Source organism: Yersinia sp. Marseille-Q3913 (genome assembly GCF_963892745.1).
GTDB classification, from domain to species: Bacteria; Pseudomonadota; Gammaproteobacteria; order Enterobacterales; family Enterobacteriaceae; genus Yersinia; species Yersinia bercovieri.
Window position 1 is genome coordinate 115,590 of record NZ_CAWQAF010000066.1, and the last position, 12,575, is coordinate 128,164.

Consider the following 12,575-nt stretch of genomic DNA (forward strand, 5'->3'; position numbering starts at 1 on the left):
CATAAAAAGTTGCTACTATGCGCCAGAGTTATTCTTTCCATACTATTAACACCCTAAATTTAGGCCGCTTTACGAGGAAGATCTATGGATCAAGCCAGTATCATTCGTGATTTGCTCAGCTGGCTAGAAAGTCATTTAGACCAGCCTTTAGCACTGGACAATGTCGCTGCTAAAGCAGGCTATTCAAAATGGCATTTGCAGCGAATGTTCAAGGATGTCACCGGGAGTGCTATCGGTGCTTATATTCGTGCAAGAAGGCTATCTAAAGCCGCTGTCGCGTTACGACTCACCAGCCGCCCTATTCTGGATATTGCTCTGCAATATCGCTTTGATTCGCAGCAAACCTTTACCCGCGCGTTTAAAAAACAGTTTGCGCAAACACCGGCGCTATATCGTCGGGCTGAGGATTGGCATTCCGCGGGAATATGTCCGCCGATCCGGTTAGGTGTGTATGCTCTGCCTGAACCTGAATTCATCACCTTACCTGAGCAGCATCTGGTCGGTTTAACCCAGAGCTACTCCTGTACCCTTGAGCAGATATCGACTTATCGCACTGAATTGCGGACCCATTTCTGGCAACAGTATCTGGGTGAAGCCGATCAGCTGCCGCCAGTACTCTATGGCTTGCATCACTCCCGACCGAATCAGGAGAAAGATGATGAGCAAGAGATTTTCTACACCACGGCCATCGAACCACAGCATGTGCCGGGTAACGTGCAGGAGGGGCAAGCGGTTATCTTGCAGGGTGGAGAATATGTGCTGTTTAGCTACGAGGGGCCGCTGGACGGTTTACAGAACTTCATCCTGACACTCTATGGCACCAGCTTGCCGCAGTTAGGATTAACCCGTAGACGTGGCTATGATATCGAACGATTCTTCCCGCAGGGGAGGCCAAAAGATCAGCCTCCGACCTCGCTGAAATGTGAATATCTCATTCCTATCCGGCGTTAACGCTGTAGCTCATCAAGTGCTGGCATATCCAAATGAGCGGTATCGCCAGCACTTTCAATCACCCACCCCGAAGCCAACCAAGGGCTCTCCTGATAATCAGCACGGGATAGCGAACAGTTGCGCAAACGTAGACGCCGTTCAGCATGTGCGGGTAAACCAAGCAACGTACTCAGCAAGCACCCCAGCGCCATACCATGGCTGACTAACAGCGGTTTGCTGCCAGCAGGTAACTCAAGGCAGCTATCTAGCGCCGCACGCATACGCCGCCCCAGCTCTGTCATCGACTCCCCTTCAGGGATACGGCCACCTTCTGTGCCATTGACCATCTGCTTACGCCACTGCTCCTCTTCTGCTGTTAAGCTCTCAATCGGACGTGTTTCCAGCACCCCCATATCCAGCTCGCGCAAACGGGGATCTGTCACCATTTTTAGCCCGCAAGCATCGGCGATAATTTTTGCCGTCTGCTGCGTACGCCCAAGATCACTGGCAATAATATGTGTGATCCCTTGGCTGCGAACCCGTTGTGCAACCAAGTACGCCTGACGTATGCCGTTCTCGGTTAGCGGGCTGTCTGACTGGCCTTGAATACGGCGTTCCGCGTTCCAAATGGTTTCGCCATGACGCACGAGATATACCTGTAACATGTCTTTTTTCCGTTATACTGCGTGAAATAACCCTGCGACTTCATATGCGAAGGGTATAGGTTCTTAAATATATCGAGACTCATTATGTACCATGTTGTTGCCGCAACTACCAACCCTGCAAAGATTAAGGCTATTAGCCTCGCCTTCGATGACGTTTATGGCGCTGACAGTTACCGCATTGAAGGTGTCAATGTCGATAGTGGCGTCCCCCTGCAACCTATCGGCAGTATTGAGACACGCAGCGGTGCCAGACAACGAGTGAGTCATGCGCGTCGGCTTCGCCCTGAGGCTGATTTTTGGGTCGGGGTTGAAGCCGGTATCGAAGATAATATGACCTTTGCATGGATGGTTATTGAGCGCTTACAAACACGAGGAGAGTCTCGTTCTGCCAGTTTGATGCTGCCCGATATTATATTGCAAGGAATTCGCCAAGGCCGTGAGCTAGGCGACGAAATGGCAGTTTTAACCGGGATAGCGAATGTTAAGCATAAAGGCGGGGCCATCGGCATCTTCACCGACGGCAAGTTGACTCGCACCAGTGTTTATCATCAAGCGCTATTGTTGGCGCTGGTGCCATTTCATAACGAAATTTATCAACGCCCAGCCCTGAGCTAAGTCGCCGCGAAATAAGCTACTTTTTATCTGCCAGTAATTGGGCCTCGAGCCAGCTTTTAAGCTGTGGTGGCGCGCTCTTCAGGCTATTAGAACCCCGGGTGATGGTCGCGATACCGGCACCCAACTGGTTTTTCAGTTCACGCTGACTCAGCTCGCCGCGCATTAACTCCTCAATGATACGAACACGGGTGCCCAGCGCAGTGCGCTCATCGGGTGTCAGCATCAATTGCAACAACGGCAAATGGAGGTCTTGCGCAATCGCATTTTGCAGCAGCGCAACAAAGCTCAGCCAGTGCTGATTATCTTCAGTCGACAGATTCGGATCGGTCAATCGTAGTTTTGTCATGATAAGTACCCAAGGGAGAGCTGTCATACTATTTAACTAGTACAACAGCTTATCATAACCTCAGACATACCCAAAGAACTTGGAACCGCCGCAGCGTCAAGCACCAAGAAAATCCTCAAAGTCATTGGCGTTGCGGCAAGGCAGCAAGCGAGCAAATCCCGATGAGCTGACATAAGTCAGTGATTCGGATGCGCAGCGCCGCTAACACCGCCGCAGCGTCAAGCACCAAGAAAATCCTCAAAGTCATTGGCGTTGCGGCAAGGCACAAGGCAGCAAGCGAGCAAATCCCGATGAGCTGACATAAGTCAGTGATTCGGGTGCGCAGCGCCGCTAACACCGCCGCAGCGTCAAGGACGAAGAGGATTAGTAGCGCCGCTGCCACTCGGCATCACTCAACACCTTCGTTGGGCGATTCATAAAGTGGCGATAAAAAGCATCATACGCCAACACATTTTTCACATAGCCACGGGTTTCGGAGAAAGGAATACTCTCGATAAATGCCACCGCATCCACCTGTCCGGCACTGTTGCTCAACCAGGTATTGACCCGTGATGGACCCGCATTATAGGCCGCACTGGATAGAATGCGGTTGCGCCCGAACTGCTGATAGACCTCTTCCAGATAGCTAGTACCAATCTCAATATTCTTGGCAGGATCGAGCAACTGGCTGCTATTCACATAGCCACTGATATTATTCAGTTTCACCGTGTGTTCTGCGGTGCGCGGCATCACCTGCATCAGCCCTGTTGCGCCGACCGGGGATTGTGCTTTCGGGTTCCAGGCACTCTCCTGACGAGCAATCGCCATGGCATAGCTTGGGGTGATCCCTTTGCCGTCTGTCGCCTGACGGAACTCTGCCGGCCATGCCAGTGGGAAGCGCTCTTCCAGATGATCCCACAATTTGGCGACAATGGTCGCCTGAACACTGAGATCGGCCCACTTCTGATTAAATGCGTAACGGGCTAGTGCTTCCTGTTCAGGTTTACTGCGGCTGGCGACCAAATAGCTCCACTCGTTGCGGGCCAGATTATCCATATTCCAGTACATCAACTCACGCACTCGGGCGATTTCTGGTCGCTGTGCCAGCGAGGCGTCTGGTTTGGTCGCGATCTCGACATTAATCGGATAAGGAACCCCCAGTTTCTGGGCCGCCACCATCGGATAGAAGCCACGCTCTTGCATCAAGCCGCGTAAGATAGCTTCGCCCTCGGCTTTCTTACCCTGCTCCAATAACAGTGATGCACGCCAGTAGCGCCACTCATCTTTATTTTGTGCTTCTGCTGGCAAGCGCGCCAACCAAGCGGCTAAACCCTGGCGATCGCCACTGCCCAGAGACATGCGGATACGGCGCTCAAGCAAAGGGGTGGAGTGGCTGCGTAACGTCACTTGATCTCGCCATTTGGCTTGATCGTAAGTCGCATCCGTACCCATTAAACGCCAGGCAACAGCCTCTTCCAGCTCCAGCTTCTCGCTGTCACTCATTTTCTGTAGCCGCACTAACGTTGGGATCATCGCGCGGGCATTTTCCACGTCCTGACGTGCCAAGCGGGTAAACGCAATGAGGGTCGCTGAGCGGGTAAAGTCCGTCGGCCCGACCGTACGGGCGAAACTTTCAACACTGGCGGGGTCACTTTGCAGTTTCGCCAGTGCGGTGCCCATGGTCTGGTAATCTGCTGGCAGCTGTTTGAGCAGATAGCTGACCAAACTGGCGTTGCCCTCTTTCAGCGCCAGCTTCATCCGCGCCAGTGTTGCCAATGGCGTTTGATGTCCGGCTTGTTGCCAGACACTGAATAATTTATCGCAGCTAGCGGGGAGTGCCTGACCATTAAGCCAGATTTCACTTGCCCCATCCCAGGCAACTTGCTGTTCGCCTGTCGCCCATTTGGCATAGTAATAGTTACAGCGGGCGGCAACCGGTTTCGGCGCGGTTGGGCTAAAGGTCAATAACCCGCGCCAATCCTCTCGGCGGGCCAGCTCATTAACAAAGCGGGATGGGAGCGAACTTGCGAGCGGCAATGTTGGGTTACGGCTCAGGAAATCATTAACTTGCGCCGCGCTCACTTGGCTCAGATCTTGTGTTAACTGGCGGTATTCCAGATACGGATACAGCGGGTAGTCACGCAACGTGGGCATCAGCTGCGCCACGGTATCCATCTGATTGCTGTCCCAAGCCAGTTTAACTTGCTGATAGCGTTGTCGTTGGGCATCAAGGGAGTCAGCGGATGCCGCTGCTGAAATCGTCACCAGACACACGCCAATCGCCAGATATCGCCACTTTTCCATACTTACTGTTTCCTCACTGGTTGTTGGCTACTGCATTTCACTTGCCGCAACCTTTGATTAGCATATGACGAGCAAAGTCATAATGAGTTCCGGCAGCGGGATATACTAACCAAGAGTTTCACCTGATAGCCAGTGATTACACACACTAATGGATATGTAGGATTAATCTTTTTGAGTGATGGTTAAAACCGACGAGAGTCTTCTATGCTCTGTTGAGGATATTTTGTGCCTTGAAAAAAAGGAATTACAGAATACAAAATCATATAATCACTTATAATTCAATGCATTAAAGCCTAGTTATTGCAAAGTACTTTGTATTTATTATCTCAGATCAAGGCACTATTTTCATAAAAATCTACTATCCTTGCTTAATATCACTATGCTGTTGTAAATATTTCATTTCTATCCAAAGTTATTGACGTTGCTAACCTCCGGCAGGGTCGAAGATGAATGATAAAATATTTGCGGTAAATAAATGAAGACGGCTAGATAGATTGTAGATTTATTCATTTTTAAGAAGGTTCTTTCCATGCAAAACTCATCAGACCATAAATCCGCCTCCCCGCCCCCAGAGGGAAAGGCCTGGTATCAACTAACTGCGGAAGAATCTTTGCAGCACTTAAGTAGCCGCGAAGAAGGATTAAGCCAAAAAGAGGCGGAGGAACGCCTTAAGCAGTATGGCCCCAATGCCCTACCCGCCAAAAAAAGCAAGCACCCCCTGTTACAGTTCTTAGCCCATTTTAATGATGTTCTGATCTACATTTTGCTCGCCGCAGCCTTGGTTAAGGGCCTAATGGGTCACACCGTTGACACCATTATTATCCTTTGCGTGGCGGTCATTAATGCCTTAATTGGTTATGTTCAGGAAAATAAAGCTGAGAAGTCACTGAAAAGCATACAAAACATGCTCTCCAGTAAAGCTGTGGTCATTCGTGATGGAAGCGCACAAACCATTGACGCTCAGAATCTTGTACCGGGTGATATTGTTACGCTGAAACCGGGGGACAAAATCCCAGCCGACCTGCGGCTGCTCGAAGCTCACAATCTTCAGATTGAAGAAGCTATCCTGACCGGTGAATCAACCGTGGTTGAGAAGCAGATTGGAGTGATTGAGGACGAATCTGTTATTGGCGATCGCAAAAACCTGCTGTTCTCAGGCACCACTATCAGTGCCGGTACAGCAAAAGGCGTGGTCATTGCCAGTGGCGGTAACACCGAACTGGGCCATATCAACCAAATGATGTCAGCGGTTGAATCCATTCGCACCCCACTACTGCAACAGATGGACCGCTTGGGCAAAGCGATTTTCATCCTAATTTTAGTGATGATGGCATTCTTGTTCGTCTTCGCCTTTATTCTACGGGATCTGCCGGTCAATGAACTGCTGCTGGCGCTGATAAGTCTGGCCGTCGCCTCAGTACCGGAAGGGTTACCGGCGATTATTTCGATCATCCTCTCCCTGGGTGTGCAAGCGATGGCGCGCAACCGCGCGATTATCCGCAAGCTGCCAACGGTAGAAACCTTAGGTGCCATGACGGTCGTCTGTTCCGATAAAACCGGCACACTGACAATGAACGAAATGACCGTTAAAGCGGTGATTTTGGCTGACAATTGCTATCGCGTCACCGGTGAAAGCTACGAGCCGGTCGGTAATATCTACCCAGAAGGCAGTGAGCAGCAGGCCTCACTGGCGGGGCCGTTAAAAACATTTATCACTGCGGTGAATTTGTGTAATGACAGCCAGATTCAAAAAAATGACCAAGGCCACTGGACCATTGTCGGCGGGCCAACCGAAGGCGCATTAAAAGTATTGGCCGCCAAATCGGGGATCGAGCTGGGTCAAGTTGCGCAGCACGGTAAAATTCCTTTCGATTCGGCTTATAAATATATGGCCACCAGCCATCAGGTTGAATCTGAAAGCTACATCTTCCTGACCGGCGCGCCTGACGTGCTGTTCACTTTCTGCCAGCAAGAGCTGACGGACCAGGGTGTGGTGCCATTCCGCCGTGATTACTGGGATGCCCAGATGACGCGCTATACCCAGCAGGGTTTGCGTATGTTAGCTGCGGCCTACCGCCCAACAGAGCAGACAATCAGCGAATTAGGTCACAGCGACATCCAGCAAGGGATGGTATTTGTCGGTATTGCCGGCATGATGGACCCACCGCGCCCTGAAGCTATCGACGCCATTGCCACCTGCCAACAGGCCGGCATCCGCGTGAAAATGATCACTGGCGACCATCAGGAAACCGCCATGGCGATTGGTGCTATGCTGGGGATAGGTAATGGGAAAGACTCCATTACTGGCGGCCAGTTGGAGCATATGGACGATAAGACGCTGGCGGAAGCGGCCGTCCGCTATGATATCTTCGCCCGTACCAGCCCGGAACATAAGCTACGTCTGGTCAAGGCCTTGCAGGAGAAAGGCGAAATCGTCGGGATGACCGGCGACGGTGTTAACGATGCACCGGCGCTGAAACAGGCCGATGTGGGTATCGCCATGGGCATCAAGGGCACCGAAGTGACAAAAGAGGCCGCCGATATGGTGCTCTCTGATGACAACTTCGCCACCATTGCCCATGCGGTTGAAGAGGGCCGTCGTGTCTACGATAACCTGAAGAAAACCATTCTGTTTGTGTTGCCGACCAACCTGGCGCAAGGGCTGTTAATCATCTTTGCTATCCTGGTGGGGGCGGTTATCCCACTGACGCCACTGCAAATTCTCTGGATAAACATGGCGACCTCCACCACGCTCTCGTTCGGTTTGGCCTTTGAACCGGCAGAACGCGGCATTATGCGCCGTAACCCACGTGATCCATCAAAACATGTGTTAGACGGCCACGCTATCTGGCGCATCGCGTTTGTCGGTACGTTGATTGCTTGTAGTGCTTTTGCCCTGGAAGCCTATATGGAGCCGCGCGGCTACAGCACCGAGTTTATCCGCACCGTGCTGATGCAGACCTTGGTCACCGCACAGTGGATTTACATGTTTAACTGCCGCGTGATGGATCGCTTCCCACTGAACAAAGAACTCTTTGTCAACAAAGGGTTGTGGTTAGTCTCTGGCGTCCTGATCCTGTTGCAGTTAGCCATTATCTACCTGCCGTTTATGAATACCGCGTTCGGTACTGAGCCATTACCGGCTTACTATTGGGGCGTCACATTGCTGGTCTCTATCGCCATCTTTATCATCGTAGAGATCGAAAAATGGATCATCGGGCGCTTCAAAGGCGCTTCAAGCGCGCTCTGATTTTCAGCAACAATCATCAAGCCCGGCTAATCAGTCGGGCTTTTTTATAAATTCGAGATAATATTTAAGATAAATCTTATATTGCCGATACCACGACTATTATTGCATCAATTAACTCTTATAATGGTATAGCGGCTTACTATTCGCTGGCTGCCATTAACGTGTAAACCGTGTCGCCCTACAGGAAGCGCAAAAATGAATACCGTCACTTGCGCAATTAACGGCGTCAATAGTTATAAGCGCTATCTTCCGCTCAAAATGATTACGCCACCGCGTATCTGGCGGATCTGTGCCTCCGTTTTACTCCTTATTTCGCTCCTGTTCACCGCATTGCCCTTAAGGGCCGCGAATACTCTGAGCACTGAACTCCTGCATGAACGCAATGATGCCGCGGCCAAAATGGTGCTGGGCATTATCAGCTATGCGCGTTGGCCAACAACACCAGCGGTGATTCGCTTATGTGTCGTGGCTCAAACTGATTACGCTGAAGCGCTATTCAATCCAGCATTGATGCAAACTGCCCATCCGATCAAAACGGCGCGCTACCCACAACCCGACGCTTCGGTTGCCACCAACTGTGATGTGGTTTACCTCGGTCGTGTCACGGTACAAAAGCGGCAGGAACTGGCGGCACTCCTCTCTGGGCACTCGGTTCTTACCATCAGTGAAGATTATGACGAATGCACGCTGGGCAGTGCATTTTGTCTGCTATTGGCAGATAAGCAGGCCTCTTTCAAAGTCAATATGGATGCATTAGCACGCGGTGGGGTTCGAGTTCACCCCAGCGTGTTGCAACTTGCCCGTAAAAAGGCTGACGCATTATGAGTTCAATAAAAAATAAGTCTGCCAGTCAGACCCAACATCACCATGATGCAGCCAGGCTCCCGACGCTGGGCCGTGTGCTGGGGCGGATCCACTTAACGGTGGCACTGGTTTCCGTGGCCACGGCAGGCCTCTTCCTCACACTGGCGGCACTGTTCGCCCTGCGGGTTTATGCTGACCATAACCTGCATTTGATTGCCCGTTCGATAAGCTACACCACTGAAGCTGCGGTGGTATTTGGCGACAGTGTGGCCGCTAACGAATCCCTGTCGCTGATTGCCGCCAATGAAGAGGTGGCCGAAGCAAAAATTCTGGATGTGAATGGTCGTGAGGTGGCGAGCTGGACACTGCCTAATGATGGCCCCATGCATTATATGGAGCAGAGTGTTGCCCGCTGGGCGCTACCTCAACCGGTGGTGCTGCCGATGGTTCATTCCGGAAATGAGATTGGCACCATAGTGATTGTCGGCCATGGCGGCAGCTTGCTGCGTTTTCTGCTGCAAGGGTTAGCGGGATTATTGGCGTGTCTGCTGCTCAGTACCCTGGTCGCGTTAGTTCTGTCACGGCGTATGCTCTTTGGCATCATCGGTTCACTGAACCAAATTACCAAAGTGGCCCATAATGTCAGCCGCCACCGCAGCTTCGGTCAGCGAGTCCCGTCGGCCAAAATTGCCGAGCTGAATGAGTTAAGCAATGACTTCAATGGCTTGCTGGAAGAGCTGGAAGTTTGGCAAAAACATCTGACGCAAGAGAATGACTTCCTCGCCCATCGGGCGGCACACGATAGCCTGACCGGTCTGGCAAACCGTGCCTTTTTTGAAGGCCGCTTAAGCCGCACACTCAATGATTGCAAGTCAGACGAACACGCAGCCGTATTATTCCTGGATGGCGATCGTTTTAAAGAGATCAACGATAGCTATGGTCATGCGGCAGGTGATGTGGTGCTGACCACCATCGCTGACCGTATTCGTGCCCTGCTACGTGAAACCGATTTAGTCGCCCGCTTGGGTGGGGATGAGTTTGCCGTGTTACTGGCACCTATCCATAAAACAGATGATGTGCTGATTATTGCTAACAATATTATTGAAAGTATGAGTCAACCCATCATTTTGGCGGATGGGAGTGAGATTACGACCTCGCTGAGTATCGGTATTGCGATTTATCCTGATCATGCACAAACGCCCGAAGAGCTGTTACAGCGGGCAGATGAGGCGATGTATCACGCCAAGAAAAACTTCCAGTCCGGTGGCGGGAGAGCTATTGCTCAGCCATCGGGTATTACTCTCACAGAAAGCTTAGGGTAGGTGACATGCAGGGATTGAAAAATAGGGATCTAATCAGCCGTATCTGGTTTAGTTTTTTTGCTATCAGCTTATTGGTACTGGCGGGCTGTCAGACCAAACCAGCAGGGCTAAGTGCTGAGCAAATAGCCGCATTACAAGCGCAGGGGTTTAAGTTAACCGATAACGGCTGGGAGTTTGGTCTGGCCAATAAAGTGCTGTTTGACAGTGATGTCAGAAAGTTAAATCCGTCAGGTGTGCAAACAGTACAAAATATTGGTAAAGCATTAACTGCCGTTGGCATCACCCACTTGCGGGTTGATGGTCATACCGACGCTATTGGCGAAGATAGCTATAATCAGCAGCTCTCCTATCAGCGGGCGGCAGCGGTGGCGGATACCCTGACAACCATCGGTATTCCAAGGCGGAATATTGATGTTCGTGGTCGTGGCAAGCTAGAACCCGTCGCCGATAACCGCACCGCCAAAGGGCGGGCGGAAAACCGCCGTGTCGCGATGATAGTCACCGCGCCATAACCCTTTTTACTTTCCGGTTTACGTTGGTAAACCGGTTTCTGCATTTATCCCGCCGAAATCTGTCGACGCGGCTCGACTATCCACTTTGGATACTGGTTCGTAGGATCCAAACGGGCTACACTCCGCATCAGAGATCACTACTAATAGAGAGGCAGACGCAACGTGGCTCAATACGTCTATTCCATGCATCGTGTCGGCAAAGTCGTTCCGCCGAAACGGCATATTTTGAAAAACATCTCCCTGAGTTTCTTCCCTGGGGCCAAAATTGGTGTACTGGGCTTGAATGGCTCCGGTAAATCGACCCTATTGCGCATTATGGCTGGCATCGATACCGATATTGAAGGTGAAGCTCGCCCACAACCTGGCATCAAAATTGGTTACTTGCCGCAGGAGCCTAAGTTAAATCTTGAGCAAACGGTGCGTGAATCAGTTGAAGAAGCGGTTAGCGAAGTCAAACGCGCACTGACCCGTCTGGATGAAGTTTATGCGCTGTATGCCGAGCCTGATGCTGATTTCGATAAACTCGCCAAAGAGCAAGGTGAACTGGAAGCCATTATCCAAGCCCAAGACGGCCATAATCTGGATAATCAGTTAGAACGTGCTGCTGATGCACTGCGTCTGCCACCTTGGGATGCCAAGATTGCCAATCTGTCTGGTGGTGAACGCCGTCGTGTCGCCATCTGTCGCCTGTTGCTGGAAAAACCAGACATGCTGCTGCTGGACGAACCGACCAACCACTTGGATGCGGAGTCCGTGGCATGGCTTGAGCGCTTCCTGCACGATTATGAAGGCACCGTGGTCGCCATCACCCATGACCGTTACTTCCTCGATAATGTGGCCGGTTGGATTCTGGAGCTGGACCGTGGCGAAGGTATTCCATGGGAAGGCAACTACTCCTCATGGCTCGAGCAGAAAGATGCCCGCCTGGCGCTGGAAGCCTCTTCCGAAGCTGCACGTCGCAAATCCATTGAGAAAGAGCTGGAGTGGGTTCGTCAGAATCCAAAAGGCCGTCAGGCGAAAGGTAAAGCACGTCTGGCCCGCTTTGAAGAACTCAACAGCGTTGAGTATCAAAAACGTAACGAAACCAGCGAGTTATTCATTCCACCAGGCCCACGGTTAGGCGACAAAGTGCTGGAAGTTGAGCATTTGAGCAAATCTTACGGTGACCGCCTGTTAATTGACGATCTGACCTTTGCGCTGCCGAAAGGCGCGATAGTGGGGATAATCGGGCCGAACGGCGCAGGTAAATCAACACTGTTCCGCATGTTATCGGGTCAGGAACAGCCGGACTCCGGCACCATTTCACTGGGTGATACCGTGCAGTTGGCCTCTGTTGATCAGTTCCGCGACAACATGGACGACAGCAAAACCGTCTGGGAAGAGGTGTCTGGTGGTCAGGACATCATGAAGATCGGCAACTTTGAAATTCCAAGCCGTGCCTACGTCGGCCGCTTTAACTTTAAAGGGATTGATCAAGGTAAACGTGTCGGCGAGCTGTCCGGTGGTGAGCGTGGTCGTATTCATTTGGCTAAGCTGCTACAGGTTGGCGGCAACATGCTACTGCTTGATGAACCGACCAACGATCTGGATATCGAAACCCTGCGCGCACTAGAAAACGCCCTGCTGGAGTTCCCAGGCTGCGCGATGGTCATCTCTCATGACCGTTGGTTCCTTGACCGCATTGCCACTCACATCATCGATTATCAAGATGAAGGCAAAGTGCAATTCTTCGAAGGCAACTTTACTGAATACGAAGAGTGGAAAAAACGCACTTTGGGTGCCGAAGCACTGGAACCACACCGTATTAAGTATAAGAAAATGGTTAAGTAATCATTAACCTGATTTATT

Annotated in this window: 10 protein-coding genes; 7 read left to right on the plus strand and 3 right to left on the minus strand. The window is 51.4% G+C overall.

All coding sequences use genetic code 11. From position 1 onward, the window contains the following. Positions 1 to 84: 84 nt before the first annotated feature. The gene (gene robA, locus AACW11_RS17725) at positions 85 to 951 is read left to right on the plus strand and encodes an MDR efflux pump AcrAB transcriptional activator RobA (RefSeq protein ID WP_212584985.1); all 867 of its coding nucleotides are present in this window, start codon (positions 85 to 87) and stop codon (positions 949 to 951) included. Here robA and gpmB read toward each other — a convergent pair. Next, entirely contained in the window at positions 948 to 1,595 is a 648-nt protein-coding gene (gene gpmB / locus AACW11_RS17730; protein WP_212584986.1) for a 2,3-diphosphoglycerate-dependent phosphoglycerate mutase GpmB, read from the minus strand. The genes robA and gpmB overlap by 4 nt on opposite strands. Before the next feature lie 84 nt (positions 1,596 to 1,679). On the opposite strand from gpmB, the gene yjjX reads away from it, so the two are divergent. Further along, entirely contained in the window at positions 1,680 to 2,210 is a 531-nt protein-coding gene (gene yjjX, locus AACW11_RS17735) for an inosine/xanthosine triphosphatase (protein WP_212584987.1), read from the plus strand. Positions 2,211 to 2,226: 16 nt separating this feature from the next. Here the strand turns inward: yjjX and trpR are convergent, their stop codons facing one another. Both trpR and sltY read right to left on the minus strand, forming a co-directional pair. Beyond that, entirely contained in the window at positions 2,227 to 2,556 is a 330-nt protein-coding gene (gene trpR / locus AACW11_RS17740) for a trp operon repressor (protein WP_212584988.1), read from the minus strand. 363 nt (positions 2,557 to 2,919) lie between these two features. Further along, positions 2,920 to 4,839, minus strand: coding sequence for a murein transglycosylase (sltY, locus tag AACW11_RS17745; RefSeq protein WP_212584989.1), 1,920 nt, complete (start codon positions 4,837 to 4,839; stop codon positions 2,920 to 2,922). 529 nt (positions 4,840 to 5,368) lie between these two features. Between sltY and AACW11_RS17750 the strand changes: the two genes are divergently transcribed. The 5 genes from AACW11_RS17750 (at position 5,369) to ettA (ending at position 12,557) form a co-directional block, all read left to right on the plus strand. Beyond that, the gene (locus AACW11_RS17750) at positions 5,369 to 8,089 is read left to right on the plus strand and encodes a cation-transporting P-type ATPase (protein ID WP_212584990.1); all 2,721 of its coding nucleotides are present in this window, start codon (positions 5,369 to 5,371) and stop codon (positions 8,087 to 8,089) included. A 195-nt stretch (positions 8,090 to 8,284) separates the two neighbouring features. After that, positions 8,285 to 8,914, plus strand: coding sequence for a YfiR family protein (locus AACW11_RS17755; protein ID WP_212584991.1), 630 nt, complete (start codon positions 8,285 to 8,287; stop codon positions 8,912 to 8,914). Beyond that, positions 8,911 to 10,215 (plus strand): diguanylate cyclase domain-containing protein, encoded by a 1,305-nt coding sequence (locus AACW11_RS17760; RefSeq protein ID WP_212584992.1) that lies wholly within the window; start codon positions 8,911 to 8,913, stop codon positions 10,213 to 10,215. The genes AACW11_RS17755 and AACW11_RS17760 overlap by 4 nt, the downstream gene beginning before the upstream one ends. 5 nt (positions 10,216 to 10,220) lie before the next feature. Further along, positions 10,221 to 10,727, plus strand: coding sequence for an OmpA family protein (locus tag AACW11_RS17765; protein ID WP_212584993.1), 507 nt, complete (start codon positions 10,221 to 10,223; stop codon positions 10,725 to 10,727). A gap of 162 nt (positions 10,728 to 10,889) precedes the next feature. Next, complete coding sequence (gene ettA, locus AACW11_RS17770; RefSeq protein WP_032896362.1) at positions 10,890 to 12,557, plus strand: energy-dependent translational throttle protein EttA; 1,668 nt, start codon at positions 10,890 to 10,892, stop codon at positions 12,555 to 12,557. The last annotated feature ends 18 nt before the right edge of the window (positions 12,558 to 12,575 follow it).